The following is a 25641-nucleotide window of genomic DNA, read 5'->3' on the forward strand; positions in this document are numbered from 1 at the left end:
ATAGATGCAACTTTTTACGCTCAACACTGGCGACAATACGATGAGCGGAGTATGATACACAGTATCCGAGTAATTTAGTCAAGTATAGTCCGTTTTATGATCTCTATTTCTGAATCTGCACAATCTCATTTTGCTAAACTTTTAGCAGACCAAGCTGAACAAACAAACATTCGTGTTTTTGTTGTAAATCCAGGTACTTCGCAGGCGGAGTGTGGTGTTTCTTACTGCCCAGAAGACGCGGTTGAAGCGACTGATATTCGTCTACCTTTTAATGGCTTTGATGCCGTTGTTGACGCAGAAAGTGCGCCTTTTTTAGAAGAAGCTGAAATCGATTTTGTAACTGACAAAATGGGCACTCAGTTAACTCTAAAAGCGCCTAATGCCAAAGCACGTAAGCTTAGCGACGACGCAACGTTACAAGAGCGTGTACAACACATGCTTGAAACTGAAGTCAATCCACAACTTGCAAACCACGGTGGTCAAGTTGGTTTAGTTGAAATTACCGCTGACGGTATTGCTGTTCTGCAATTTGGTGGTGGCTGTAACGGTTGTTCGATGATTGATGTCACGTTGAAAGAGGGCATCGAGAAAGAAATGATCGCTAAGTTTGATGAAATCAATGGTGTGAGAGACATTACCGATCACCAATCGGGTGAGCACTCTTACTACTAATCGGTATCTAAAGCATGCTTAAACAATGGGTATTTCGCTTAGGTAGCGACCCCAAATTAAGCTTGAAACGCTTTCTTTGCGGCCTAGCACTGTTTGTGCTGGCCGTGATTTTTATTGCCACTGGTTATTATGGCCCTGCAATCTTGCAGCTGATTGGCTTACTTATTTTGGCCATCGCATTATTTTTTGCCGCTTGGGGTTACTTAGGTATTTTTGCCAACCGTTTTGCTCAAGTTCTTGAGCGAGCATCTCCCAAAGATGATGATCCTGACCTTTGGAAATAAACGCTTAATTCAACAAGCTATTTTGTTTAACGATATAACGATAGCGCAACCATAACGTTACACCCCGCATCAGCATAAAAATGGTCATTGCGAACCAAAGGCCATGGTTTTGCCAATCACTCACCAACCAAAACAACCCAAAAAAGCCGAGTGTTGCACTAATCAGCATCGTATTTCGCATATCTTTTGCACGCGTTAAACCAACAAAAACACCATCGAATAAAAAGCATGCCATTGCTGCAATTGGTAAGATAATCACCCATGGCAAATAATCTGCAGCCATCCTAATTACTTCTGGCACATCGGTTAATAAACGAATAATTGCATTACCAAAGATTAAAAATATTAAGCTGTAAAATAATGCAAACAGTCCCCCCCAGAACAAACTCAAATTAACCCACAGCTGTATATGCTGAGTGCTTTTTTCGCCTTTTGCTTTACCTACTTTAGCTTCACTTGCATATGCAATACCATCAAGCGCAAAGCTGACGAGCATTAAAAAGTTCAGCAGTACTGCATTCGCTGCCAGTGTTGTTTCGCCAATTCTTGCGCCATAAAAGGTCATAAAGCTAAAACACAATTGCAACGCCAGTGAACGAATGAAGATATCACGATTTAAATTGACTAATTCGAGCAGTTTAGCCACGTTAAACCACGCCTTTACCGCTAGGTTAATGCCCTGCTTTTTAGCCAACTGATAAACTAAACAAAGTGCAAAGGCAAAAGCGATGTAATCTGCAATTAGCGACGCCCAAGCCGCTCCAGCCACTTTCCAATCAAGAAAAACAACAAAATAGATATCAAGCACGATATTGGTAATATTAGTGATGAGTAATAAATAAAACGGCCCTCTGCCGTAATGTACCCCCAACATCCATCCTAATAGCACTAAATTACACAACGCAGCTGGCGCACTAAAAATACGGATTGAAAAATAGCTATGTGCTTGCTCTAGCACCGCTTGATTTGCGCCCGATAAATATGCCATTAAGGATTGAATAGGTACACTAAGCGTGATTAATATAAGCGCAACGAAAGTCGCTAATAACAAACTGCGCTTTAATAATTCAGCTAGCAAAGTATGATCGCCTCGACCGTAAGCTTGCGCTACAAGCCCCGTGGTGCTCATACGTAAAAATCCTGCTAGCCAAAATAATAGGGAGATAACTGCTGAGCCCAGTGCAATACCGGCTAAGTAGTGAGCACTGCCTAAATGACCGATGACTGCAGTATCAACTAATCCTAACAATGGAACAGTAATATTTGATAAGATCATTGGACCGGCTAATAACAGCAAACTTTTATGGTGTGCCTTATGACGTTTAAGAAAATGTTTCATGTAGTTTTTGCAGTCCTGTTAGGTTTATCAATGCGTGCCCACGGCGCCGTTATTTTACAGTATCATCACGTCAGTGAAACCCTTCCGGCTGTTACAAGCGTCAGCAGCGAGACGTTTACCAAGCACATGCAGTATTTAAAAGACCAGCAATTTAATGTTATCCCATTAAATAAGTTGATTTCTCAACTACAGGCAGGTCAAGAGTTAGCTGATAAAACCGTCGCAATCACGTTTGATGATGGTTACAAAAATAATTATGAACAAGCTGCCCCTATCCTCGAAAAGTTTGGCTATCCTTATACTATTTTTGTAAACCCTGAACTTATTGATAGTGGCAAAAGCTATGTCATGACTTGGCAGCAATTAAAAGAGCTGGCTAAAAAAGGAGCCTTGATAAGTAATCATACGCAAGTGCACAATTACTTGCATTTAAAACAAGAAGGTGAGACTGACGCTCAGTGGCAATCTCGCACTAAAGAAGATATTTTAAATGCTCAAAAACGCATTAAAGATGAAATAGGTCATGATTATAAATACCTTGCTTATCCCTATGGTGAATTCAATAACGAGTTACAAGGATTAATTAAATCATTAGGCTTTGTTGGTATTGGTCAACATTCAGGTGCAGTAGGTGTTCACTCTGATTTTACGCGATTACCACGCTTCCCTGCGTCTGGTTTTTATTCTAAGCTTGATACGCTTTCAACGAAACTTGACTCACAAGCTTTCACAATTAAAGCATTAAATTACACTGATAGTGTGACCAGCGAAAACCCGCCAAGTTTGAGCATCCAGTTCGATATGCAGGATTTTCACAAAAGCCAGTTTGCATGCTATGTGTCGGGTGTTGGTCAAGCTAACCTTGATTGGACAAGTAAAGATACTGTTCAAATTACCTCGCCTAATCAATTGAAAAAGGGCCGCTCTCGATTCAACTGTACAGCCCCTTCTATCAATAAAAAAGGCAGTTATTATTGGTTTTCACAACCTTGGGTAATTACACCTTAGCAGCCTGGTTAAGCATGTGTGCTGCTACTTTATCAAGCCTGACAATTTCATTAGCCGCATTCAATTCGATTGCGGCTTTTGGCATCCCCCATACCACAGACGATAGCTCATCCTGTGCCATGGTATAGGCACCAGCTTGATGTAAAGCTAATAATCCTTTTGCACCATCACTGCCCATTCCAGTTAATAAAGACGCTACCGTTGCTTTGCAATTTAAAGCTGCTAAAGAGTTAAATAACACATCTACAGCAGGCCGATGACGATTAACGGGCTCACCTGAGTCTAATTGGCAATACAGCGCAGCTCCCTTTTTCACCACACTTAAATGCTGATCGCCTGGGGCAATATAAGCCCAGCCAGCTTCTAACTTATCTCCTTGCTCTGCCTCTTTAACATTTATCGCACAGATTCGATCCATCCGCATCGCAAATGAAGTACTAAACACAGGTGGAATATGTTGTGTTATCACAATGGGTGGGCAGTGTTTGGGCATACGGATAAGCACTTCTTTGATTGCCTCTGTTCCCCCCGTTGAAGCACCTATGGCCATCACTGCATTACTTTTAAATTGCAGACTGTCGAGTGAGCTATCTTTTTCTAGTTTCTGCTCTTTAAATGCTCGGATCCTTGCACCTGCTGCTGTACGGACTTTTTGTTGTACTAAGTACGCATAGCGTTGCAAGTTTTCAGACACATTAGCCGTTGGTTTTGCGATAAAATCCACAGCCCCGAGTTCTAGCGCTTCGAGGGTAATAGGTGAGCCTTTTTGAGTCAATGTTGAAACCATAACAACCGGCATAGGTCGCAAGCGCATTAAATTTTTCAAAAAGCTTAAGCCATCCATTTTTGGCATTTCAATATCAAGCGTCAGTACATCAGGATTTAAACGCTTAATGAGATCACGTGCTTGATAAGGGTCTTCAGCGGCACCTACAACATGCATATCACCCGCTTGCTCAAGTACCTCTTTCAGTAAACCACGGATCAAGGGAGAATCATCAACAATAAGTACCTTGATCATACACTCTCCTAAAATAGCTCAATGTCTGTTCCAGCATCTTGCTGCTCGATTTCGTGTAAGTATTTAACTTCACGTTTTTCTAGTTTATCAGTATGCAGATCACGCAGCTTTTTTACTTGTGCTTGACCCGTCTGAGGGTTAAAAATTATTTTACGAGGCCAAGGGCCACCGACGTCATGTGATATTAAATCTAAACCTTCCTCAAGTACATATGCATTTGCAAAGCGAATATTACCGACGCCTATATCTGTCATTGAGCGAATAATTTTACCACCACCAAATAGCTTCACTTTTAAGTTACGTTTTGATGCACCATTTTTTAAAATTTCATTAATTAAAAACTCCATAGCCCAGTTACCATAACGGCAATTTAAACTGTGAGCATTACTCGGATCCACGCCTTTTTGTATCGGTAGCATAAAGTGGTTCATGCCACCAACACCTAACCCTTGATCATAGATACATGCAGCAATACATGAGCCAAGTACGGTGGTGATCAGTTCATCATTTTTAGAGACATAGAATTCACCCGGTAACACTTTTGCGACCACCTTTTGTCTGTGACTGTCCCAAAAACGCTTTACGTGCTCAAACCCTGATAATACTGGTTTGAAATGACTATTCATTAACCACCTTTTGATAAATCGTCTGGCCTAGGTTTTTAAATTCTTGATGGTCTTTGCCCATGGTTTCTGAATGCCCCAAAAACAAATGCCCCGCGTCATTCAATAAGTCAAAGTAACGATGAAAAAGCGTATCTTTTGTCGGCTTATCAAAGTAAATAACTACGTTGCGACAAAAAATGACATCAAATGCTCCCTTCATCGGCCACTGCTCAAGTAAATTCAACCTCTTAAAAAAGATATTCTCTTGTAACTGTGGTTTTACTTTATAGAGCTGACCATCATGACTTTTTAAAAACCAACGTTTTAGCTGACTTTTATCGAGCCCATTTACATTAGCTGCTGTATAAGTACCAGCTTGCGCCTTAGCAAGTACGTTTGAATCAAGGTCAGTGGCTAGAATTTTTACATCCCAATTAGTCGGGAACAGACCACTTAGGGTCATTGCTATCGTGTAGGGCTCTTCCCCTGTGGAGCAGCCTGCTGACCAAACGCGCACTCGCTTTTGCTGTACATTTGTAGTCAATAGTCTCGGCACTATCGTATTTTTTAGATAGTTAAAGTGATGTGGTTCACGAAAAAATGACGTCAAATTGGTGGTAATCGCATTGATAAACTCACTAAATTCTCGCTCTTTATGTTCTTCTAAAAAAGCTAAATAGTCTTTAAAACTCTTTAACTTAAGTAACCTAAGTCGCCTTGCTAAGCGTGAATACACCATTTCACGCTTATGCTCCGCAAGTACGATACCGCAAGCATCGTATACCTGAGATGAAATGTTTTTGAAATCACTATCCGTTAGTAAAAACTCTTTCATAATTTAACCCACCAGCCTTAGAGGGAATACACATTGTATTAGCGATGTAGAGTGGGAAGAGTTTTAAAACTCTTCCCATTCATCACTTGGGTCTACAAAGTTATTACCTTTTGGCGAAGCAGGTGCTGATTGGCTTGGCCGCTTAACGGATACACTCGAAGCACGGCTGGTTATATCTGTTTCTTCTTCAACAGAGAGAGAAAAGAAGTTTAGTAAACGTCGCATGTCATTTGCTTGCTCAGCCATTGACTCACCAGCCGCAGAAGCCTCTTCAACGAGTGCTGCATTTTGCTGCGTCATTTCATCCATCTGTGCAATCGCTTTATTAACTTGCTCAATACCTGAACTTTGCTCTTCTGATGCTTGGGCAATATCAGAAATCATGGCTGTAACTCTTTGCACAGCGGTTACAATTTCTTGCAGTGTTGAGCCTGACTCATTAACCAGTAAGGTACCGTCCTCAACTTTACCGACACTATCGCGGATCAACTCTTTAATTTCTTTTGCCGCTGCCGCAGAACGCTGCGCAAGATTACGCACTTCCCCTGCAACCACAGCAAACCCTCGGCCTTGCTCGCCCGCTCTTGCGGCCTCAACAGCAGCATTTAATGCAAGTAAGTTTGTTTGGAATGCTATTTCATCAATCACACTAATAATATCGGCAATCTTCTTGCTCGACTCATTGATGGCCGACATACTTGTCACCGCGCGATTAACAACTTCACCGCCTTTTTGCGCCTTAGCACGTGTTTCTTCTGCAAGTTCATTGACCTCTTTGGCATTATCAGCATTTTGGCGAACTGTACTGGTCATTTCTTCCATACTTGATGCTGTTTCTTCAAGTGACGATGCTTGCTCTTCAGTGCGTTGACTCAGGTCAGCATTACCTTGTGAGATTTCCTCAGCACCACTGGCTACTAACGTTGCAGAGCTATTAATGCGATTAATCACTTCAGTTAACTTATCAGCCGTGGCATTAGCATCACGTTTTAATTTCTCAAATGACCCTTGATACTCTTGTTCAATACGTTTTGATAAGTCACCGTTCGCCATTGCATCAAGCATATTACCAGTATCTTTAACCGCATCCTCAACAATACTGACCATGCTATTTAAGCCTTGCGCTAAGCGTAGAAAAAAGCCATTTTTACCAGTCTCTTCTACTCGGGCTTCTAGGTCTCCTTTACCTGCGGCAGCGACTAAACCAGCAATTTCTTTTTCAATGGCAACCTCTGCTGTTCTATCATCCCATTCCACCACTGTACCAATACGCTCATCATCAGGTGTAAAGATAGGATTGGCCACAAGACCAAAGGTGCGTCCACCGACAACAATCTCCGTGCTGTAGGTACTGCTAAGTTTTGCCAGCATGTTACGCTGATGAGCAGGATTTTTATGAAACACATCGATATTTTGACCAATCAAGTTGTTGCTATTGAAGTTAGGTAGGTCTTTGCGCAAATCACTTTCAGCAATTTTCATCATGTTCAATACGGCTTCATTCATGTAAATAATGTTATTACCCGCATCAGCAATCATGGTATTTGTTGCAACCCTGTCAAGCGCACGACGCACTCGCAGGTTTTCTTCGGCTTCACGCTTTTCAGCCTCAGCTTTGTTAACTCTGTCGGTAATATCTTGCCACTCAACAATAGTCCCCAAACGCTTTCCTGAGACACTGACCCAAGGTGTGGCAATTAAACTGAAGATTAAACCTGCAAGGCGTAAGGTAGTTTTATAAGGTTCAGTCAATGTCCTTAATAACTCACGCTGATGACTTGGTTGTTTGTGAAAATCGTCAACACAAGTCCCCACTAAATTGGCTACAGAGAAATTGGGTAAAACTGACTGTAAGTCACTTTCACGCGCCTTTAGCATTTGTTTAACCTGCTCATTAACAAAAACAATTTCAAGGTCATTATTAGCAATCATCACACTTGCTTGGCAGACACGTAATGCATTAGATAAATCTGCATCACGTTGTGATTGTTTGTCTCGCTCTTTTTGTGCTGATATATCACTGGCAAACTTAATGACTTTAATAACTTGGCCGTCATTATTAATAATTGGGTTGTAGGTCGCTTGGATCCAAATCTCTTTGCCATTTTTACCGATGCGCTTAAATTCATCAGAGATAAATTCGCCGTTTCGCAAACGCTGCCAGAACTGCTGGTATTCGGTGCTTTTAGACTCCTCTTCAGCAACAAACATCGCGTGATGCTGCCCTTGAATCTCCTCAAGCCGGTAACCCATGACGCTTAAGAAATTTGCATTGGCTGTCAAGATTGTTCCCGATGGTTGAAATTCAATCACTGCAAGTGACTTATTCAATGCAGTAACAATTAAATCATTATTTGACTCAACACTTTTAGGACTGCTAAACCATCCCATACCCTTCACCTTCTTGTTAATCAACCCAATTAAATGTCCATCGTTTTTTGTAGGTCTAATAATGCGACCATTTTTTCACCCACATTCACCAAACCTGCCACAAATTGCGCATGCTCAGAATCTGATAAGTGGGGCACTGCTTTCGCTTCATGCTCAGCAATGCTATAGACATCCGAAACGGCATCGACAACGATACCCATAATTTTACTTGTGCTTTCTAATTTCACCTTGAGGATAATCACCACTGTCAGCGGCCCATACTCAATAGCCGGAATCGCAAATCGACGCCGTAAATCAATAATAGGCACTATGGTTCCCCGCAGATTAATTACTCCTTTAACAAAATCTGGCGCATTTGGAATGACGGTTATTTCTTCCCAACTGCGAATTTCTTGAACTGTTAAAATATCAACGCCATACTCTTCATCTGCCATGATGAACGTTAAGAACTGTTTAACATCCTGATTTTGATCCAAAGTTAGTTTGTTATGTAAGTCGTCTTGCGATGTAATCATGACGCCTCCAAACTTGCTTTAGACTCGATGATAAGCTCCTGACTTCCCGGTTTTCTCAGTCCAGATAGCTTAATCAAGCCACTAATATCGACAATCAACGAAACGCGACCATCTCCTAAAATGGTTGCGCCAGACACCCCATCCACTTTTTGATAATTGGCTTCTAAGCTTTTAATAACCACTTGTTGTTGAGACAGTAAGTCATCTACCAGCAAACCTACTTTTTGGTTGTCACTTTCAACGACAACTAACAAGGTTTTATCAAGTGTTTCTATTGCACCTTGGTGATTAAAAATAGTGTATAAGCGTAAGATAGGAATATATTCATCACGCAGCCGCAATACGTCTAAGTCTTTTCCTACCCGACTTACTTTGCTGATATCAATTTGTAGTGATTCAATTATCGAAATGAGTGGGATGATGTAAGTATGTTCAGCAATACGAACTAACTGGCCATCAAGAATCGCTAGTGTCAGTGGTAAGCGAATAGTAAAGGTCGACCCTACACCTGGGGCTGATGAGACTTCGACTGACCCGCTCAGTGCTTCAATATTTCTTCTCACCACATCCATGCCGACGCCTCGTCCGGATAGATCGCTCACTTGATCTGCGGTCGAAAAGCCAGGTAAGAAAATGAGTTCATTGATTTCATTATCACTAAGCTCATCAGACTCGGAAATTAAGCCATTTTTTATCGCTTTTTCACGGATCTTCGTTGTATTTAAGCCCTGACCATCATCCATGATCTCAATCACGATATTTCCGCCTTGATGAAAAGCATTCAATGTAACGGTACCGACCGGATCTTTACCTGCTGCGACCCGTTTCTCAACTGTCTCTAAGCCATGATCAAGTGAGTTTCTTACTAGATGCACCATGGGATCAGAGATTTTCTCCATCACAGTTTTATCCAGCTCGGTTTGCTCACCTAAAAGCTTTAGTTCAACTTGCTTGTCGAGTTTTTGAGAGATATCACGCACTAAGCGTGGGAAACGGCTAAAAACGAAGCTAATCGGCAACATTCTTATACGCATCACATTTTCTTGTAAGTCCCGGGTGTTGTGAGCGAGTTGAGCAAGCCCTTCTTGTAAAGAAGCAATGGTTGCTTCGGTTATCTCTTGCTCACCCAACTGGCTAAGCATGGCTTGTGTAATAACGAGCTCGCCGACCATGTTAATTAGCGAGTCCACCTTATCGATTCCAACACGAATCGAAGTAGACTCTGTATTGGCTGCGGCTGATTTAACTGGCGCTGACTTCTTAACCTCCGCCGTAGGCTTAGCCGCAGTTTCTGTCTCTTTGATGTCTGTATCAGTGGCTACTTGTGCTACTTTTTTTTCTTCTAGTTCATCACCAAATAAGCCACCGCATAGTGTAATAGTGATATCAGCATCATCTTCAACCCACTCAAAAACCTCTTCGATGCAGCTTTGCTCTTTATCTGTGGTTAAAAAGAAGCGCCAAGATAAAAAACATTCTTCAGGCGCAAAGTCGGTAATATCTGGCACATCATCTTGGAATGCCTGAGTTTCAAGATCACCTAGCTCAGCAAGCTCGCTGATCATATACAGCGGTTCGTTACCTGTTTTAAATAAATGGTGATGAGGCTTAAAATCTATTTGAAAAGTGTTTCGACTACTTTCTGCGCTAGGCTCTTCGCTATCTGTATTGCTTGCCACGGCTTTTGCTGCTGCGCGCATACCTAAAATTTCTTCAAATTTTATACGTAGTTCATCAGCTTCCGCTAAATCAGGCTGTTGTTCAGCCTGCAGAGCACGTAATAACGCCCGCAAACAATCAACTGACTTTAAAAGGAGGTTTACATGCTCAGCAGTTAAGTCTCGTGAGCCTTCACGTATTTGGTCTAAAAGAGTTTCTAAAACGTGGGTGAAGTCAGCAACTGCAGTAAATCCAAATGTTCCGCTACCTCCTTTGATAGAATGCGCAGCGCGAAAAATTGTATTGATTGTTTCTAAGTCTTCTTCGCCTGGAACTAGGTTTAATAACTCAGCTTCCATTGCATCGAGTCCTTCAAAGCTTTCTTCGAAGAACACTTCAAAAAATTGGCTTAGATCTATACTCATGCCCCGCTCCTATTGTTAGCGAATCACTTTTTTTAATACCGCTAACAATTGCTCTGGGTTAAAAGGCTTTACTATCCAGCCTGTTGCGCCAGCAGCTTTACCCTCTGACTTTTTATCTAGACCCGATTCTGTGGTCAGCATGAGTAAAGGAGTAAATTTATAGTCTGGTAGAGTGCGTAACTCTCTTATCAGTGTGATCCCATCCATTACCGGCATGTTGACATCAGAAATTACCGCATCAAAGCCCTGCTGCTTTGCGATACTCAATGCTTCGCTGCCATCCTTTGCTTCCGTTACGTCAAAGCCCGCTTTTTTAAGGGTGAAACCAACCATTTGTCGCATTGATGCTGAGTCATCGACTGCTAAAATTCTTTTCATAAAAACCTCTTAATTGGTATTTTCAAGCACAAGGTAATGACTTAATCCCAAACTATTAATTGCCTGTTGCAATGGTTCGCTTTGTCCAACCCAAATAATTTTATGCTGAACCGAAAGCAAATGTTTTTGTAATGCACACAGCAGCTGTACTGACGCAGTATCGGCTCTCGTTACTTCACTGATATCAAGACATATATCATCATTTGACGACAACTCTTGTAGTAAATCTTGGTGTAACGACTCAACCTGAGTAATTGCGAGTTCAGTAGGAAGCTTTATCATTAACACGCTCTTCATGGCTTTTAATAATTCATAACAAAAGCTTAGACTGAGTTAATAAAATTGCCATTTTTTAAATTAAAAAATAGTAATTTTTTTTAATAGCTTAGAGGAAAAATAAAAAAAGAGAGCATCTGCTCTCTTTCAAAATACTTTACTGCTCTATACAAGTTATAAAGCATAATAGTCAGCAATTTCCTTAAACTCTTGCGTTAATGTTTTGGCATTAATCAAAGGCACACTACCTTGCTTAAATTCAGGTTTAAAAATCGCTCGCACAGCCCCAGCTTGATCAACCATCACCACCGAAGCACTATGGTCGACAGCATACTCTTGCTCATCGCTATCATTAATCGCATAAATTAAGCCAAGCTCCCGCACAAAGGGAAATAGCTGTTTATGCGACCCTGATACAGCTAAAAAATCAGTATTAAAATAATCAATATAAGCTTTACGTTTAGCCGTTGTATCTCGCTTTGGATCGACAGCAACAAACCACACCTGTACGTCATAATCCTTGCTTAATTGCTTTTGTACACTTGTAAGTTTTGCCAGTGTCATAGGGCAGATATCAGGACAGCTGGTGTAGCCTAAAAACAGTAAATTCCAATGCCCCTTTAACTGACTATTATCGGCAGGATTTCCATGTTGGTCGGTTAATAAAAAAGGGCTAATTGGCTTTGCCTTCTCATACACAAGCGCAGAAACATCAGGGGCAGACTTCTCACTACCGCAACCGATCATAATAAGACTAAGGCATGCCATTAGCACAGCTAAAAAATGTTTCATACAAGAAACCACTTATCAATAAATAGGGCGATAAAGAGTAGCATTAAATGTACGATTGAAAAACGAAATAAGTCCATTGCCGTACCCTCTTTAGGCGCAAACTTTAGTTTTAGCGCTTTATAAATAAAAACCGCATTTAAAGCACTTGCAGCAAATAAATAAATAATCCCCGACATACCTATTAGGTAAGGCAATACACATACTAAGGCCAATAAAATTGAATATGCCACTACACATGTTTTGCAAAACTCAATGCCGTGAGTGACAGGTAACATAGGGATTTTTGCTCGCTCGTAATCACTTTTACGCGCAATAGCCAACGCCCAGAAGTGCGGCGGCGTCCAAGTAAAAATAATCATCACTAATAACCAAGGCGCAGCTGCCATGTGCCCTGTTTCTGATACCCAGCCTAATAAAGGAGGCATCGCACCAGCAAGTCCACCGATGACAATATTTTGTGGGGTTGCTCGTTTTAAAAAAGAAGTATAGATAAAAGCATAGCCAACCAAAGCAAACAGCGTAAGCACAGCAGTTAACGTATTCGCCCAGATCATCAACATAATAAACCCAAGCACACCTATGATGGCGGCAAAACTAAGAGCATGTAGCTTACTTAAGCGGCCTTTTGCCACAGGACGATGTCGTGTGCGTGCCATTTTGCTATCAATCTCACTATCAACGACATGATTTATTACTGCCGCAGCTGCAGATAATAAACCTATGCCTAGTAGACTTGCTAATTGAACAAATACATCTCTTCCCATATCAGGGGCAAGTGCTAATCCTACCCAAGCTGTGAGTACTAACATCGCAACAACTTTAAATTTGCTTATTGCTAGATAGTCCTTCAGTAATTCAGTGATCTGCGCTGTTACTGATTTTTCAGTTGTTAAAATAAGTGCCATCCCAGCCTCCTAAGTTCTTGCTTTTAGATGAAAACAAAGTCTAACCATGCTCAAAAGCAACAACGCCGCCATTAAGTTATGAGCAAGTGCGACGCCTAATGGAAAATGCCAATGCACGACAGCAAGACCCAAGCAAATCTGGCATAACAAGGCCACCAGTACTGTTACAGTGCAGTGCTTGATCTTTCGAGAATAGGATTTCGAAAAGATTCGCCACATAATCAACGCAAGCACCACACAGGTTACCAGTGCCCATATGCGATGTAGTAAATGTATAGACATGCGTGCCTGTTGCGATAACACGCCATACTCATAGGTACTGTGCTCGAGCGGCAGCTGAAACACACTTGAGAGTGAAAACGGCTGCCCGTAACTACATAGTGGTAAACCATTACAGTGTGGGGCTGCATAATTAGCCGCAAGCCAACCGCCTAAAGCTATCTGTAATACCAACACCACTAACCCTATCAGCGCTAATCTGTAATAAGGCCTCGCCCCTGCATCACCGCCAGTAATAGGCTTAGAGGTCAGCCGCAAATATAGTAAAAATACTAAAGATAAAATGCTAAACCCACCCAATAAATGCCCCATAACAACCAAAGGTTGCAGATTCATGGTCACTGTCCACATTCCTAGAGCCGCTTGAAAAACCACCAGCAATAAAAGTGCTAGCGGTAGTTTCACTGGGGTAGTGGGGTATTGACGTTTCAGCCAAGCAAATACAAACAACGCCAATATAAATAGGCCTAATGCTCCTGCAAAATAGCGATGAATCATTTCTTTCCATGCTTTTGCTGCTTCAAACATCATATCTGGATAATTCTGCTCAACATGCAAAAGTGCAGTTTCATGCTTTGGCACAGTTAAAAACCCGTAACACCCTGGCCAATCAGGGCAACCGAGCCCTGCATCACTTAACCGCGTATATGCCCCAAGCCCCACCACTAAAACAGATAGAAAACACGTAAATAAGACTAAATATTTATAATTTTTATACATTATTGCCCCTTACCGAGTATTAACTTGAACGTGCGTAGTTGAGTAGTTTTTTTAAATCTTTCAGTAAGCCTTTTTGAATTAACCGATTCTCTTCAGGTTTGTTTTTATAGGGGTAATGCAAAACAACCAGTCCCATATGATCGACTAAATATAAGTCCCCCGCTTGAAGATCTGCGTTTTCTTCTAAATGGCGCCAATTCGCTGCTGTTTTTTGCTGCCGACTTAATACAGCAACATCCACTTTTTGCTGGTTTTTCCCTAACGCAACGTATAAGTTTTCAAGACTCGCAAGCTGCTCTTCACACCTTAATTGGCAATCATCTGGATAGTTAAGTGCAATTGTCCATTGCTTAGGGTCTCCTTGCTGCCAATCAGCGAGTTTTACTTCGGTCTTTAACAGCTCACCATGATTACTAGAGCCACTTGGCAACCACTCAAGCTTTAATGCTGCAAAGGCCAGAATAAGGGGCACAAAACAACACAGAGCAAACAAACTAAGTGGATTTATTTTCATGATGTCTCCTTCTCATCGAAAAATACGCAATAACAGCACAGGCCAAGCCAATTAGCAGCCATTGCACTGCATAGGCGTAATGTTTATCAGGACCCATCACAACACTTTTGTAATGGGGTGTCGCTAAGCCATCTGCTTCTTTACGATAACCAATAAAGGCGTGTAACGGCTGCTCTAGTTGACGACTAAAGATGGCTAAATCGACTCCCTGAATACGTTTTGGCCAGCCACTTTCTGCACCAATGTCATCCGCTAAAGTAAAGCCTTGCAGCTGGCCTTGTTTTATTTGAACTGTCGCTGTAATAAGCGCACTGCTAGGCCAAGCCACTGATGGCAATTGATTACGATCAGCGGGGGCTTTGAGCCAACCAAAATTAACAATTAAAGGGGCTGTCTCTCCTTTGATGCTTACAGCTGCAAGTAAGTCATAACCTACTTGCCCTTGATATATTTGATTATCAAGTAGCCAGTAATGTTGTTTATTAACCACCCCAGAGACTTTGACCTGTAAGCCCGTTTTGTTAACACCATCGGGTAAGTTTTGCAGTGCTTGCCAATCCATAACACCTTGTTGGCTTGATACAGCGAGCTGACTTAATTGCTGCTGCTTTTGCTCGCCGCGTTGATACTGCCAAACACTTAAACGCAAACAAATCAGCACCGCAAACACCACAACGCAAATTGCGATAATTGAACTAAGCTTTTGTTTACGCCATAAAATTAACTGCATCAAGGAAACCTAAAATGATAAAAATCATCATTGTGTTGTTATTGTTATATATTGTGTTTAACCTTTTTCGAGCACTGTTTGTAATGATGTCAGCAAAACAGACCGCACGACCCATGTCACACTATTTAGGACGCAGAGTACTTTTCTCTGTTGTTGTGTTGGTGATCATTATTGCCGCAATGAAATTGGGCTTTATTCACACCAACCCATCACCTCTTCGTCACGCTACAGCACATACACAAATACAAATAAACACAGCCAAACCACATCAACAAAATGCCAATACCAAGCTGCGGCCTGAAACGCAAAATGCTTTTCACTACTAAAATGACCTTTGAATATACGCAACAGTACGACAAGCAGAATGACCGTCCCCAAGGTCACGTGCATACCGTGAAAACCAGTTAATAAAAAGAACGTGTTGCCATATACACCCGCATCTAGGGTTAAACCGAGATCCTGATAAGCATGCATATATTCATATACTTGTAAGCCTAAAAAAACGACACCTAATAACACGGTTAGCGATAAGAATACTTTTAGCGCACCACGCTTATTGTTTTCCATTGCCACATGAGCAAAGTGAATAGTGACCGAGGAGGTAAGTAAAATAAGGGTATTAATTAATGGGAGCCCTTGCCAGCCCATAGCCTGTGTTGTGTCACCACTGGGGGTGGTTAAAAGAGGCCATACGGCTTCAAAGGTTGGCCAAAGTACTTCATTGGTCATGGCATTGTTACCAGCCCCACCCAACCAAGGTACAGAAATCATACGGGCATAAAAAAGTGCACCAAAGAATGCCATAAAAAACATTACTTCAGAAAATATAAACCAGCTCATGCCTTGTCGGAATGAACGGTCCATTTGTGCTGAGTAAAGCCCTTTATGCGACTCTTCAATAACGTTTCTAAACCAGCTAAAAACCATATAAATTAATATCGCAATGCCTAAATACAATACATATTGACCACTGCTGCCTTCGCCACTGACTTGCATCACAGTTAAACCAGCGCCAACAGCAATTAAAAACATCGCAATTGCACCGACAATCGGCCACGGACTTTCAGCTGGTACATAATATTTTTCGTAATTCTGACTCATTTTGTTTGCTCCTAATTAGCAATTAGCTTGGCGGCTTCATCGTTTTTAGCCACAACCTGCCCGCTAATATCAAACACGGTATAGGACAATGTCAGCTCTTCAACATCATCCGGTAGCTCAGTATCGACATAAAATAGTAAAGTAAACTCGATTTCTTCACCTGCTTTCATAGGCTGTTGATCGAAGCAAAAACAGGCTATTTTGTGTAAGTATTTAGCTGCTTTTCCTGGCGATACCGAGGGAATTGCTTGCATTATTTTGTCTGTGTTGCTGGTATTCTTAGCGCTAAACTTAACTTCACGCATAGCGCCTGGCTGCACAGCGACACTGTACTGCTGGGACTCAACTTTGAATGGTGCACCGCTTTGTGCATGTGTTGTAAAGCTTACATCTACAGAACGCTCAGTATTAACTGTGTCACTCACTACAGCCTTCTCAAGAGAAGGTTTGCCGTTTAAGCCCGTAACATCACAAAACACGTCGTAAAGCGGCACCAATGCAAAGGCAAATGCAAACATACCAAGGCATGCTAGCAGGAGCTTTTTGAGCAAAGGTGCATGATTCATTACTTAATCTCCGGCGGTGTCTCAAAGGTGTGGTAAGGTGCGGGCGAATCAACTTCCCACTCTAACCCCTCTGCACCATCCCATACTTTTGCAGGCGCTTTGTCACCACCTCTGGCACATTTAAATACCACCAGCACGAACAGTAATTGTGAAAGGCCAAACGCAAACCCACCAATACTAATAATGGCGTTAAAGTCTGCAAATTGCAGAGCATAATCAGGGATACGACGTGGCATGCCCGCAAGGCCAACAAAATGCATCGGGAAAAACAGCACATTGACACTAATTAGTGATAACCAGAAATGCCATTTAGCCAAGGTTTCGTTATACATATTGCCAGTCCATTTTGGCAGCCAGTAATAGGCTCCCGCCATAATAGAGAACACTGCGCCTGTAACGAGTACATAGTGGAAGTGAGCAACCACAAAATAAGTATCATGATATTGGAAATCAGCAGGTGTGATCGCAAGCATCAAGCCAGAGAAACCTCCCAAGGTGAACAATACGATAAAAGCAATGGCAAACATCATGGGAATTTCAAAACTAATTGAGCCTCGCCACATGGTAGCGACCCAGTTAAACACTTTTACGCCTGTCGGTACCGAAATCAACATCGTGGCGTACATAAAGAACAGCTCACCCGCAACCGGCATGCCTGTAGTGAACATGTGATGTGCCCATACGATAAAGCTAAGCAGCGCAATCGATGAAGTGGCATACACCATAGAGGCATAACCAAATAGCTTTTTACGTGAGAAAGTCGGCACGATAGTAGAAATAATACCGAACGCCGGCAAAATCATGATATACACCTCAGGGTGCCCAAAGAACCAAAAAATATGTTGGAACATCACAGGGTCGCCCCCCCCTGCGGCATCAAAAAAGCTGGTCGCAAAGTATTTATCAGTAAGCACCATGGTCACCGCACCGGCAAGCACAGGCATCACAGCAATCAATAAGAATGCGGTGATCAACCATGTCCAAACAAACAATGGCAACTTCATCCATGTCATGCCAGGGGCTCTTAAGTTCACAATGGTCACGATAACGTTAATCGCCCCCATGATTGAACTAATGCCCATAATATGCACAGCGAAGACAAAGAGTGCGGTATTATCGTTACTGTAAGTAGTCGACAGTGGCGCATAAAAAGTCCAACCGAATGCAGGGCCACCACCAGGCATCAGCAATGAAGCTAACAGGATTAAAAAGGCAAAAGGTAGAATCCAGAAACTCCAGTTATTCATCCTTGGCAAAGCCATATCAGGTGCACCAATCATCATTGGCACCATCCAGTTGGCCAATCCAGTAAAGGCAGGCATAACAGCCCCAAACACCATGATCAAACCATGTACGGTGGTCATTTGGTTAAAAAAGTGAGGATCGACAAGTTGCAGACCTGGCTGGAAAAGCTCAGCGCGGATCACCATTGCCATCGCACCACCAATTAAAAACATGGTTAGTGAAAAAATGAGGTATAAACTGCCAATATCTTTATGGTTTGTTGTATATAACCAACGCTTGAACCCCTTAGCAGGGTGGTGGTCGTGATGCGCATGCTCAGTGGCTTGCTCATTAATAACGTTACTCATTAGTTCGCCTCCGCTGCTGCATCAATCGCTGCTTGAATTTGACTCGGCTGGATAACATCACCCGTATCATTGCCCCAAGCATTTCGTTTATACGTAATGACAGCTGCAAGCTGCTTAATTGAAAGCTGTTTATCGAATGCTTGCATTGCTGTACCAGGCTTGCCATGAAGCACAATATCAATGTGATCTTTAACATCACCTAGTACAATAGGGCTGCCTTTAAGCGCAGGAAATACACCGGGTAGCCCCATACCTGTTGGTTGGTGACATGCTGCACAGCTAGCCATGTAGACTTGCTCACCGAGTGTCATTAACTCTTCTTTCGCGAGTGTTTGATCAAGTAATGCAGCATCCGCTGCTGCCGCATTCGCTTTTTTTTGTTTGGCATCAGCCAACCAAGTTGCAAACTCATCTTCAGGTAATGCTTGAACCACAACAGGCATAAAACCATGATCTTTACCACACAGTTCAGCACATTGGCCTCGGTAAACACCGGGTTCGTTAATGCGTGTCCATGCTTCATTGATAAAGCCCGGATTGGCATCTTTTTTCACCGCAAAGTCAGGAACCCACCAAGAGTGAATAACATCGTCAGAAGTCATCAAAAAGCGTACTTTTTTGTTGATAGGGAGGACCAACGGCTTATCGACTTCAAGTAAGTAATTTGCTGTCTTTTCAGCTTGGTTATCTATTTGATCTTTTGGTGTCGACAAAATCGAGTAATAGGCAATATCTTCACCCATATATTCGTAATGCCATTTCCATTGAGAACCCGTGACCTTAATGGTGATGTCTGCCTTAGAGGCATCTTCCATAGCGATTAAGGTTTTTGTGGCAGGCACAGCCATGGCAATTAAAATCACAAACGGAATGGCAGTCCAAAGAATTTCAACTTTTGTGCTTTCATGAAATTGGGCGGGCTTTGCCCCCTTTGATTTTCTATGATGTATTAAAGCCCAAAACATCACCGCAAAAACGATGACGCCGATGACACAACAGATAATAAATATCGTCATGTGTAACTCATAAACATTATTACTTATATCAGTTACCCCTTTACGCATATTAAATTGACTATTTGCCAATGCTAACTGCGGTAGAGACACTAAAATAAGCCACAAGGCATAACGCATTTTACCCATGTGACAGCTCCTTTAGATGCTATTGCAAGACGCAAAGCGAAAAGGCGTACAGCTAGGTGCCCATTCGTATTTTTATTGTTTAGAGCAAACACGTACCAACACGACAGAAATCTGATACAAGCTCATCGTTTAACACCACTGCACATTATTTTGTGTCTTTTTAGTAAAACGGTGTTAACACATTGTATTAACCAATTAGTTAAAAAATGAACAATAAGCAAGTTTTTAATCTAAGAAATGTTTATTTTGGTGCAAAAATAACAACTATAATCAGAGCGTTATTTGTAAAAAAGGGGAAGAGCAAAAACTCAAAAAGAAAGGAAAACTGCGCTATACATGGACTCCGAGCAACGCTAAGGGGTCACAAATCAATGCTAAATAGGTAAAAAGCGGCGTCGCACCAAATTAAATCAGTTTGACGCACCATTTTGAAAACATCTTACTCAGTACAAAACATTAAAACAAAAAACGAGCGCGACTGAAAACGCTAAAGTTACTTAAGTATATTAACGTTACATCCAATCAGCATTACGAATAACGCCAACTGCCAACCCTTCAATGTTGAAAGATTCGTGTTCGAGGTCAACCTCAATCGGTGAAAACTCTTCATTTTCTGCATGTAGGAGGACTTTTCGACCGGCTTTTTCTAAGCGTTTTACAGTCACATCTTCATCAACACGCGCAACGACAACTTGACCATTTTCAGCCACTTGTGTTCTGTGTACTGCCAGTAAATCACCATCCATAATGCCTATATCTTTCATACTCATGCCATTAACACGTAGTAAAAAATCTGCAGCGGGTTTAAACAAAGATGGATCAACCTGACAATGACTCTCCACATGTTCCTGCGCTAAAATTGGCTCACCGGCAGCTACACGACCAATTAAAGGGAGTCCTAGTTGTTCTGGCTCATCTTCCTCAACTAACTGAATACCACGACTCGCTCCAGGCTTCATTTTTATCATGCCTTTTTTAGCCAGCGCTTTAAGATGTTCTTCAGCGGCATTGGCACTTTTAAAACCCAGCGTCTGAGCTATTTCGGCACGAGTTGGCGGCATGCCTGTATCTTTAATAAATACTTTAATAAGTTCTAATATTTGCGATTGGCGTTTCGTTAATGGGCGCATACAACTGGTTTTCCATACAGTACATTTAACTGTGAGTATATACAGTTATCTGAAAATCGCAAATTTAAATTGGCCTCCTCATTTTGCTAAAAAACTAACGTTGAACAGCACAGTTATATGCAATATGGTAGTAGCTTTAATTAGCTTGCTAAGGAAATACCATGAGCATTTGGCACCAGCCAGTCACTTTGGAGCAATGCCAGCAATTTGCACAAGGCATTACAGGTGAAGGAACTTTAATGAAAACCATGGGCATTGAAATAACCGAAATTGGTGATGACTATCTAGTTGCCACCATGCCCGCTATACCAGCCCACCATAATCCAATGGGAATGGTACACGGAGGCGCAAATGTTGTGCTAGCTGAGACTGTGGCCAGTTATGCGGCAAATTTTGTTGTTGACTTTGAAAAGTTTTATTGTGTCGGCCAAGAGATAAATGCCAATCATCTCAAAGCATCACGCAAAGGCGTACTTACAGCAATTACACGCCCTATTCATCTAGGGAAAAGGACATCGGTTTGGGAAATTAAAATTAGTAATGCGGCAGGTGAACTGTGCTGCGTATCACGTATGACCGCAGCGGTGGTAGAACGAAGATAGCGAGCTTAGCTCTGAACTGGGTAAATGGTAATTTCGATCCCTGCGCCAATGGCAGAAATACGTAATAAGGTATCTGCGTGCAGGGCTTGATTAAAACATTTTGGCGAGTCACCTGACTCAAAACCAATATCAAATGTTCGTTTTGAACACGAAAGCCACTGTTTCAATGCATTGCGTGAACATGACTCAATTAATTCGCATAATTGATTAATTGCTTTATCTGGCGTGCTAATGTCAGCTGTTGCTTCAATACGAGCAAGTTGACGATATTCATCTTTGTCATAATGTAAGACCATGGCGTTTTTCTTTAAATCAGCCACCAGTGCACTTATATCGTGTTTTGATTCAAGCTCCAAGTCTACATTTAAAAATTGAATTTCCGACATACCTTCGTTTTACCCTCTATTAATAGCGATTGGAACTTTAACGCAGTTTTGTCTATATACCAAATCTAGAATACAGTTAATGCGACATTATGCCGCATTGGCAGCCTAGTTTAAGCTTTTACAATAGCGCCTATACAAAAATAACAAGTGGTTTTCTATGAATAAACGTATGTTCAAGTATGCCCGCAAAGTGCATAAATGGTTAGGTTACTTGCTCGCCATACAAATCTTTTTTTGGCTGCTGGGTGGCTTGGTAATGAGCGCCATTCCACTTGAAAAAGTACATGGCAAACACTTAGCTAAACGCAGCCTTAGTAATCCATTTAAAGTGCATGATTACATGGCATCAATTGATGCAATAACAACTCAGTTTGAGCAAATTAGTGATATAAAATACAGCCACTTACTCACAAAACCCACCATTGAAATTGCCACTTTAAACGGTACATTTACCTTTGATGGTATAACGGGTGAAGCAATGGCTAGGCCAAGTGAGTCTGAGATTATTGAAAATGCTAAAGCACACCTACTCATTAGTGCAAAGGCCTCTCAAGTACAGCTTTTAGCAAAAGGGCCCAGAGAAATTGCATATAAAGAGAATGTTTGGCAAGTCAGCTTTGATGATTGGCTGACAACTACCCTGTATTTAGATAGCGCTACAGGTAAGGTCATTACAGTACGCAGCACTATTTGGCGTATTTTCGACTTTTTTTGGATGTTACATATTATGGATTACGACGAGCGCGAGGACTTTAATAACCCCTTACTTATAAGCTTTGCAGCCACCAGCGTACTGTTTTGTATTTCGGGTATTTTATTATTACTACAAAACCTACGTATAAAGCGCCGTAAGCCAATTTCAACTAGCAGTAAGTAATCCTACCAGCATCGGCACCAATGTTTTGGTGCCTTGCTTATAACTTGTCGAAGTTTAAACTGCCTAGGCTGATTATCTCGATAACAATCAAACTCTTTTTCTTTTAGAGCTATCACTCTACACTAGCAAACCCTGTAGTTCACACATGTGATGGATATGCGTTTATTTTTCTCTTTACTATTTTGCCTTGGGGTTTGTTTTACTGCCTCTGCGGAGCAATTTTCTAGCTTTTCTAGTGCCAAAAAATATCTAATAAAGACCTTACCAAACGACACTAAGAGCTTATATTGTGATTGTGATATAAAACGCGAAGGTAAAAAGTTAGTGCCTGATCCAACGCGATGCGGCTACCTGCCGCGAAATGCTGTGACTCGTTCTGGCAAACAAAATATACGGGCACACCGGATTGAGTGGGAGCATATTGTGCCTGCTTGGGAGTTTGGTCATCAACTGCAGTGCTGGCAAGAAGGTGGTAGAAAAAATTGCCGAAAAGTGAGTAAAAAGTTTCGTCAAATGGAAGCTGACATAAATAACTTAGCACCAGCCATCGGTGAAATTAATGCTGATCGCTCTAACTATCGTTTTGGTATGGTAGCCAATAACATCAAACAGTACGGAGCGTGCCCTGTTAAAGTTGACTTTAAACAGCGTGTTGTTGAACCGCCAGTTTATGCTCGAAAGCGCATTGCAGATACTTACTTCTATATGCAAAAAACCTATGGACTCGCTATTTCAAACAAACAACAGAAGCTCTTTGAAGCATGGCAAAAACTTGAACCTGCAGACTGACATGATGCGCTGAAAATTTATACACTTATTTACACTATTTAGATCGCTCTTTATTGTCATCGCGTATACTTATTGATACTTTTTCAACAATCGTTTACAGGAAAGTAATCTCATGTTTAAAAGTAACAAACTCGCACAGGCGACTTTTTTTATCTTTTCAAGCCTTTATTTAACGGCTTGCGGTGGGGGTAGTTCGTTAGACTCTGACACAGATACAGTAACTCCACCTCCCGCTAACTCTTCCACTGTTTGGACAGCTGGTACATTTGCGCCATCCAGTGAGTTTAAAGATCAATGCGCCGTGCCTCGCACAGGAAATGATCCCTTCAATGAAAATCAGCCTTACCCCGACACTGCTGGTTCAGAGTTTACTGAAAAAATGTGGTTACGCTCATGGAGTGATGAAACATACCTTTGGTACGATGAAATCGAAGACAACAACCCTGACAACTTTAGTTCAGTTGCAGCCTACTACGATCAGCTAAAAACATTTCAAACGACAGACTCAGGCGCTAACAAAGACAACTTTCATTTTAGTCAGCCAACTGAAGATTTTTTCAAAGAGTCGCAATCTGGTGTTGTATCGGGCTACGGAATCAACTGGGCGTTTCTTAGTAACACACCACCTCGAGTACTACGCATCGCCTATTTAGAGGATGGCTCACCTGCCGCCAATGCAGGTTTACAACGCGGTGATACGATTTTATCGGCGGATAATGTAAGTATCAACGACAACACCGAAGCCGGCATTGAAATTTTGAATGAAGTACTGTTCAACCCCACAGCTGGTAGCACCCATAACCTTAAACTACGAAGCAATGATGGTACTGAAAAATCAATCAATGTGGTAGCAGGTAATATTACCCAAACCCCTGTGCAAAATGTGAATACACTGATCACAGAAAATGGCACCAAAGTTGGTTATATGCAGTTTAATAGTCATATAAGCATTGCCCAACCTGAGCTTATTAATGCTGTTAATAAGTTCAAAACCGATATGATCGATGAGCTTGTAATTGACTTTAGATACAACGGTGGTGGCGTATTGGCTCTTTCTGCACAACTTGCTTATATGGTTACAGGCCCTGCCAATAGTAGAGGTTTTGACTATTATCAAACCATTCGAAACGACAAACAACCCAATGATACGCCCTTTCCATTTATTGACTTTGAAATTGATTATTCAACGTTTCAAGCGACTAACAACACACTCCCCGATTTAAACTTATCAAAAGTGTATGTGCTTAGCACTGAAGGAACTTGCTCGGCATCAGAAGCATTTATTAATGGGCTTAAAGGCATCAACGCAGAGGTTATTCTAATTGGTGATAAGACCTGTGGTAAACCATACGGGTTTAATCCGACTCATAACTGTGCAACAACCTACTTTACTATTCAATTTTCAGGTGTGAATGAACAGGGATTCGGTGAATATTCAGATGGCTTAAGACCGACTCCGACCCCGCAATTTGACGCTGACGTGCAAGGTTGTCTGGCTGCAGACGATTTTAACCACCAGTTGGGCGATAAAAACGAAGGCTTATTATCTACAGCACTTTTCCATATCGAAAATAACCGCTGCCCTATTTCAACTCAAACGGCAAAAATCAAACAGCCCAACATCTCAGTCAATGCGTTAGCGGATACAGGCTTACCACTCGTTCCTAAACAACCACTATATAAAGAGAATATGGACTTAACACGCCCCACACCAGCAAAAGGAGATAGCGATGAGTAAAAAATACCTCTTCATTTCATCATTGCTGATGAGTTTAACTGCGTGTCAAAGTAGCCAAGCTGAGCAGCCTCAAGATGCGACGTTAACTCGTATCAATGCTGGCGTGATTACCGAGTTACAACAAGCCATTCAGTCAGCTAAAGGAGGTGCTTTAGTGACCTTAGCTGATGATGTTTTCACTAAAAGTGCCGTGCTTTTAATTGATCATGGTACAGGTAAAGGACCTGATGGCTTGCCAATAATGGGCGCCCATTCAATTCCTTCTGAGAAGTTTGTGTTGCAAAAAGCAGGCGAGCAATGCCTGCTTTACTACCCCAAAAAAGAGCGCCGTATTCCACTTCCTAATGTAGAGTGCGAAGTTAACTAACAA

At 41.7% G+C, this 25641-nt stretch carries 29 protein-coding genes; 9 read left to right on the forward strand and 20 right to left on the reverse strand.

Features of this window, described 5'->3' with window-relative positions:
• The first annotated feature begins 96 nt into the window (after window positions 1–96).
• Together nfuA and L3Q70_RS15585 are read left to right on the forward strand one after the other, a co-directional pair.
• Complete coding sequence (gene nfuA, locus L3Q70_RS15580; RefSeq protein ID WP_062568328.1) at window positions 97–672, forward strand: Fe-S biogenesis protein NfuA; 576 nt, start codon at window positions 97–99, stop codon at window positions 670–672.
• Window positions 673–686: 14 nt separating this feature from the next.
• Window positions 687–956, forward strand: coding sequence for a hypothetical protein (locus L3Q70_RS15585; protein ID WP_062568329.1), 270 nt, complete (start codon window positions 687–689; stop codon window positions 954–956).
• A 4-nt stretch (window positions 957–960) separates the two neighbouring features.
• Here the strand turns inward: L3Q70_RS15585 and dinF are convergent, their stop codons facing one another.
• Window positions 961–2295 carry an MATE family efflux transporter DinF gene (gene dinF, locus L3Q70_RS15590; RefSeq protein WP_083515278.1) on the reverse strand — a complete coding sequence of 445 codons (1335 nt, stop codon included), beginning with the start codon at window positions 2293–2295 and terminating at the stop codon, window positions 961–963.
• Between dinF and L3Q70_RS15595 the strand changes: the two genes are divergently transcribed.
• On the forward strand, window positions 2272–3303 hold the full coding sequence (locus L3Q70_RS15595; protein WP_237114559.1) for a polysaccharide deacetylase family protein: 1032 nt from the start codon (window positions 2272–2274) through the stop codon (window positions 3301–3303). The genes dinF and L3Q70_RS15595 overlap by 24 nt on opposite strands.
• Here L3Q70_RS15595 and L3Q70_RS15600 read toward each other — a convergent pair.
• The 13 genes from L3Q70_RS15600 to L3Q70_RS15660 all read right to left on the reverse strand — a co-directional run bounded on the left by L3Q70_RS15600 (window position 3293) and on the right by L3Q70_RS15660 (window position 15348).
• Entirely contained in the window at window positions 3293–4324 is a 1032-nt protein-coding gene (locus L3Q70_RS15600; RefSeq protein WP_237114560.1) for a chemotaxis response regulator protein-glutamate methylesterase, read from the reverse strand. The two genes, L3Q70_RS15595 and L3Q70_RS15600, sit on opposite strands and share 11 nt — an antisense overlap.
• Window positions 4325–4332: 8 nt before the next feature.
• The gene (gene cheD, locus L3Q70_RS15605; RefSeq protein ID WP_062568332.1) at window positions 4333–4950 is read right to left on the reverse strand and encodes a chemoreceptor glutamine deamidase CheD; all 618 of its coding nucleotides are present in this window, start codon (window positions 4948–4950) and stop codon (window positions 4333–4335) included.
• Entirely contained in the window at window positions 4943–5764 is an 822-nt protein-coding gene (locus L3Q70_RS15610) for a protein-glutamate O-methyltransferase CheR (protein ID WP_237114561.1), read from the reverse strand. Before L3Q70_RS15610 ends, cheD begins: the two co-directional genes overlap by 8 nt.
• A 63-nt stretch (window positions 5765–5827) precedes the next feature.
• The gene (locus L3Q70_RS15615) at window positions 5828–8155 is read right to left on the reverse strand and encodes a methyl-accepting chemotaxis protein (RefSeq protein WP_062568334.1); all 2328 of its coding nucleotides are present in this window, start codon (window positions 8153–8155) and stop codon (window positions 5828–5830) included.
• A gap of 29 nt (window positions 8156–8184) precedes the next feature.
• The gene (locus L3Q70_RS15620; protein ID WP_062568335.1) at window positions 8185–8670 is read right to left on the reverse strand and encodes a chemotaxis protein CheW; all 486 of its coding nucleotides are present in this window, start codon (window positions 8668–8670) and stop codon (window positions 8185–8187) included.
• Window positions 8667–10754: a chemotaxis protein CheA gene (locus tag L3Q70_RS15625; protein WP_237114562.1), complete on the reverse strand. Its 2088-nt coding sequence runs from the start codon at window positions 10752–10754 to the stop codon at window positions 8667–8669. Before L3Q70_RS15625 ends, L3Q70_RS15620 begins: the two co-directional genes overlap by 4 nt.
• A gap of 15 nt (window positions 10755–10769) precedes the next feature.
• Window positions 10770–11132 carry a response regulator gene (locus tag L3Q70_RS15630; RefSeq protein WP_062568337.1) on the reverse strand — a complete coding sequence of 121 codons (363 nt, stop codon included), beginning with the start codon at window positions 11130–11132 and terminating at the stop codon, window positions 10770–10772.
• A 9-nt stretch (window positions 11133–11141) separates the two neighbouring features.
• Window positions 11142–11414, reverse strand: coding sequence for an STAS domain-containing protein (locus tag L3Q70_RS15635; RefSeq protein ID WP_062568338.1), 273 nt, complete (start codon window positions 11412–11414; stop codon window positions 11142–11144).
• 168 nt (window positions 11415–11582) lie between these two features.
• The gene (locus L3Q70_RS15640) at window positions 11583–12200 is read right to left on the reverse strand and encodes an SCO family protein (protein WP_237114563.1); all 618 of its coding nucleotides are present in this window, start codon (window positions 12198–12200) and stop codon (window positions 11583–11585) included.
• Complete coding sequence (gene cyoE, locus L3Q70_RS15645) at window positions 12197–13105, reverse strand: heme o synthase (protein ID WP_062568340.1); 909 nt, start codon at window positions 13103–13105, stop codon at window positions 12197–12199. Before cyoE ends, L3Q70_RS15640 begins: the two co-directional genes overlap by 4 nt.
• Window positions 13106–13114: 9 nt before the next feature.
• A complete protein-coding gene (locus L3Q70_RS15650) occupies window positions 13115–14104 on the reverse strand; it encodes a COX15/CtaA family protein (RefSeq protein ID WP_062568341.1) in 990 nt (329 codons plus the stop codon).
• A 19-nt stretch (window positions 14105–14123) separates the two neighbouring features.
• Window positions 14124–14618: a hypothetical protein gene (locus L3Q70_RS15655; RefSeq protein ID WP_062568342.1), complete on the reverse strand. Its 495-nt coding sequence runs from the start codon at window positions 14616–14618 to the stop codon at window positions 14124–14126.
• A complete protein-coding gene (locus tag L3Q70_RS15660) occupies window positions 14599–15348 on the reverse strand; it encodes an SURF1 family protein (RefSeq protein ID WP_237114564.1) in 750 nt (249 codons plus the stop codon). Before L3Q70_RS15660 ends, L3Q70_RS15655 begins: the two co-directional genes overlap by 20 nt.
• A 14-nt stretch (window positions 15349–15362) precedes the next feature.
• Between L3Q70_RS15660 and L3Q70_RS20405 the strand changes: the two genes are divergently transcribed.
• Window positions 15363–15674, forward strand: coding sequence for a DUF2909 domain-containing protein (locus tag L3Q70_RS20405; RefSeq protein ID WP_083515279.1), 312 nt, complete (start codon window positions 15363–15365; stop codon window positions 15672–15674).
• On the opposite strand, the gene L3Q70_RS15670 is transcribed toward L3Q70_RS20405, so the two are convergent.
• From L3Q70_RS15670 to lexA, 5 genes are all read right to left on the reverse strand, one after another.
• On the reverse strand, window positions 15574–16449 hold the full coding sequence (locus L3Q70_RS15670; protein WP_237114565.1) for a cytochrome c oxidase subunit 3: 876 nt from the start codon (window positions 16447–16449) through the stop codon (window positions 15574–15576). The genes L3Q70_RS20405 and L3Q70_RS15670 overlap by 101 nt on opposite strands.
• Window positions 16450–16460: 11 nt before the next feature.
• Entirely contained in the window at window positions 16461–17015 is a 555-nt protein-coding gene (locus tag L3Q70_RS15675; protein ID WP_193987958.1) for a cytochrome c oxidase assembly protein, read from the reverse strand.
• Entirely contained in the window at window positions 17015–18607 is a 1593-nt protein-coding gene (gene ctaD / locus L3Q70_RS15680) for a cytochrome c oxidase subunit I (protein ID WP_062568346.1), read from the reverse strand. The genes L3Q70_RS15675 and ctaD overlap by 1 nt, the downstream gene beginning before the upstream one ends.
• A complete protein-coding gene (coxB, locus tag L3Q70_RS15685) occupies window positions 18607–19749 on the reverse strand; it encodes a cytochrome c oxidase subunit II (RefSeq protein WP_237114566.1) in 1143 nt (380 codons plus the stop codon). Before coxB ends, ctaD begins: the two co-directional genes overlap by 1 nt.
• A 512-nt stretch (window positions 19750–20261) precedes the next feature.
• Window positions 20262–20879, reverse strand: coding sequence for a transcriptional repressor LexA (gene lexA, locus L3Q70_RS15690; RefSeq protein WP_193987960.1), 618 nt, complete (start codon window positions 20877–20879; stop codon window positions 20262–20264).
• A gap of 161 nt (window positions 20880–21040) precedes the next feature.
• Here lexA and L3Q70_RS15695 point away from each other — a divergent pair, with 161 nt between their 5' ends.
• Window positions 21041–21481 (forward strand): hotdog fold thioesterase, encoded by a 441-nt coding sequence (locus tag L3Q70_RS15695; protein WP_193987961.1) that lies wholly within the window; start codon window positions 21041–21043, stop codon window positions 21479–21481.
• Between the two features lie 5 nt (window positions 21482–21486).
• Here the strand turns inward: L3Q70_RS15695 and L3Q70_RS15700 are convergent, their stop codons facing one another.
• The gene (locus tag L3Q70_RS15700; protein ID WP_062568350.1) at window positions 21487–21867 is read right to left on the reverse strand and encodes a hypothetical protein; all 381 of its coding nucleotides are present in this window, start codon (window positions 21865–21867) and stop codon (window positions 21487–21489) included.
• A gap of 157 nt (window positions 21868–22024) precedes the next feature.
• Here L3Q70_RS15700 and L3Q70_RS15705 point away from each other — a divergent pair, with 157 nt between their 5' ends.
• The 4 genes from L3Q70_RS15705 (at window position 22025) to L3Q70_RS15720 (ending at window position 25638) form a co-directional block, all read left to right on the forward strand.
• Window positions 22025–22744: a hypothetical protein gene (locus L3Q70_RS15705; RefSeq protein WP_062568351.1), complete on the forward strand. Its 720-nt coding sequence runs from the start codon at window positions 22025–22027 to the stop codon at window positions 22742–22744.
• Between the two features lie 156 nt (window positions 22745–22900).
• Window positions 22901–23533, forward strand: coding sequence for an endonuclease (locus L3Q70_RS15710; protein WP_157066176.1), 633 nt, complete (start codon window positions 22901–22903; stop codon window positions 23531–23533).
• A gap of 112 nt (window positions 23534–23645) precedes the next feature.
• Window positions 23646–25271 carry a S41 family peptidase gene (locus L3Q70_RS15715; protein WP_237114567.1) on the forward strand — a complete coding sequence of 542 codons (1626 nt, stop codon included), beginning with the start codon at window positions 23646–23648 and terminating at the stop codon, window positions 25269–25271.
• Window positions 25264–25638 (forward strand): hypothetical protein, encoded by a 375-nt coding sequence (locus tag L3Q70_RS15720; protein WP_062568354.1) that lies wholly within the window; start codon window positions 25264–25266, stop codon window positions 25636–25638. Before L3Q70_RS15715 ends, L3Q70_RS15720 begins: the two co-directional genes overlap by 8 nt.
• The last annotated feature ends 3 nt before the right edge of the window (window positions 25639–25641 follow it).

Source organism: Pseudoalteromonas sp. CF6-2 (assembly GCF_021729425.1).
Lineage (GTDB): Bacteria > Pseudomonadota > Gammaproteobacteria > Enterobacterales > Alteromonadaceae > Pseudoalteromonas > Pseudoalteromonas arabiensis.

What these genes read in the sequence shown, in the direction of transcription:
- L3Q70_RS15650 (WP_062568341.1), bottom strand. Translation starts at nt 14,104, where the DNA reads ATGTATAAAAATTATAAATATTTAGTCTTATTTACGTGTTTTCTATCT.
- ctaD (WP_062568346.1), bottom strand. Translation starts at nt 18,607, where the DNA reads ATGAGTAACGTTATTAATGAGCAAGCCACTGAGCATGCGCATCACGAC.
- L3Q70_RS15640 (WP_237114563.1), bottom strand. Translation starts at nt 12,200, where the DNA reads ATGAAACATTTTTTAGCTGTGCTAATGGCATGCCTTAGTCTTATTATG.
- L3Q70_RS15695 (WP_193987961.1), top strand. Translation starts at nt 21,041, where the DNA reads ATGAGCATTTGGCACCAGCCAGTCACTTTGGAGCAATGCCAGCAATTT.
- L3Q70_RS20405 (WP_083515279.1), top strand. Translation starts at nt 15,363, where the DNA reads ATGATAAAAATCATCATTGTGTTGTTATTGTTATATATTGTGTTTAAC.
- L3Q70_RS15705 (WP_062568351.1), top strand. Translation starts at nt 22,025, where the DNA reads ATGAATAAACGTATGTTCAAGTATGCCCGCAAAGTGCATAAATGGTTA.
- cyoE (WP_062568340.1), bottom strand. Translation starts at nt 13,105, where the DNA reads ATGGCACTTATTTTAACAACTGAAAAATCAGTAACAGCGCAGATCACT.
- L3Q70_RS15720 (WP_062568354.1), top strand. Translation starts at nt 25,264, where the DNA reads ATGAGTAAAAAATACCTCTTCATTTCATCATTGCTGATGAGTTTAACT.
- L3Q70_RS15715 (WP_237114567.1), top strand. Translation starts at nt 23,646, where the DNA reads ATGTTTAAAAGTAACAAACTCGCACAGGCGACTTTTTTTATCTTTTCA.
- nfuA (WP_062568328.1), top strand. Translation starts at nt 97, where the DNA reads ATGATCTCTATTTCTGAATCTGCACAATCTCATTTTGCTAAACTTTTA.
- L3Q70_RS15710 (WP_157066176.1), top strand. Translation starts at nt 22,901, where the DNA reads ATGCGTTTATTTTTCTCTTTACTATTTTGCCTTGGGGTTTGTTTTACT.
- L3Q70_RS15635 (WP_062568338.1), bottom strand. Translation starts at nt 11,414, where the DNA reads ATGATAAAGCTTCCTACTGAACTCGCAATTACTCAGGTTGAGTCGTTA.
- L3Q70_RS15670 (WP_237114565.1), bottom strand. Translation starts at nt 16,449, where the DNA reads ATGAGTCAGAATTACGAAAAATATTATGTACCAGCTGAAAGTCCGTGG.
- L3Q70_RS15585 (WP_062568329.1), top strand. Translation starts at nt 687, where the DNA reads ATGCTTAAACAATGGGTATTTCGCTTAGGTAGCGACCCCAAATTAAGC.
- L3Q70_RS15615 (WP_062568334.1), bottom strand. Translation starts at nt 8,155, where the DNA reads ATGGGATGGTTTAGCAGTCCTAAAAGTGTTGAGTCAAATAATGATTTA.
- L3Q70_RS15610 (WP_237114561.1), bottom strand. Translation starts at nt 5,764, where the DNA reads ATGAAAGAGTTTTTACTAACGGATAGTGATTTCAAAAACATTTCATCT.
- L3Q70_RS15675 (WP_193987958.1), bottom strand. Translation starts at nt 17,015, where the DNA reads ATGAATCATGCACCTTTGCTCAAAAAGCTCCTGCTAGCATGCCTTGGT.
- coxB (WP_237114566.1), bottom strand. Translation starts at nt 19,749, where the DNA reads ATGGGTAAAATGCGTTATGCCTTGTGGCTTATTTTAGTGTCTCTACCG.
- lexA (WP_193987960.1), bottom strand. Translation starts at nt 20,879, where the DNA reads ATGCGCCCATTAACGAAACGCCAATCGCAAATATTAGAACTTATTAAA.
- L3Q70_RS15700 (WP_062568350.1), bottom strand. Translation starts at nt 21,867, where the DNA reads ATGTCGGAAATTCAATTTTTAAATGTAGACTTGGAGCTTGAATCAAAA.
- L3Q70_RS15595 (WP_237114559.1), top strand. Translation starts at nt 2,272, where the DNA reads ATGACGTTTAAGAAAATGTTTCATGTAGTTTTTGCAGTCCTGTTAGGT.
- cheD (WP_062568332.1), bottom strand. Translation starts at nt 4,950, where the DNA reads ATGAATAGTCATTTCAAACCAGTATTATCAGGGTTTGAGCACGTAAAG.
- L3Q70_RS15625 (WP_237114562.1), bottom strand. Translation starts at nt 10,754, where the DNA reads ATGAGTATAGATCTAAGCCAATTTTTTGAAGTGTTCTTCGAAGAAAGC.
- L3Q70_RS15660 (WP_237114564.1), bottom strand. Translation starts at nt 15,348, where the DNA reads ATGCAGTTAATTTTATGGCGTAAACAAAAGCTTAGTTCAATTATCGCA.
- L3Q70_RS15630 (WP_062568337.1), bottom strand. Translation starts at nt 11,132, where the DNA reads ATGAAAAGAATTTTAGCAGTCGATGACTCAGCATCAATGCGACAAATG.
- L3Q70_RS15655 (WP_062568342.1), bottom strand. Translation starts at nt 14,618, where the DNA reads ATGAAAATAAATCCACTTAGTTTGTTTGCTCTGTGTTGTTTTGTGCCC.
- L3Q70_RS15620 (WP_062568335.1), bottom strand. Translation starts at nt 8,670, where the DNA reads ATGATTACATCGCAAGACGACTTACATAACAAACTAACTTTGGATCAA.
- L3Q70_RS15600 (WP_237114560.1), bottom strand. Translation starts at nt 4,324, where the DNA reads ATGATCAAGGTACTTATTGTTGATGATTCTCCCTTGATCCGTGGTTTA.
- dinF (WP_083515278.1), bottom strand. Translation starts at nt 2,295, where the DNA reads ATGAAACATTTTCTTAAACGTCATAAGGCACACCATAAAAGTTTGCTG.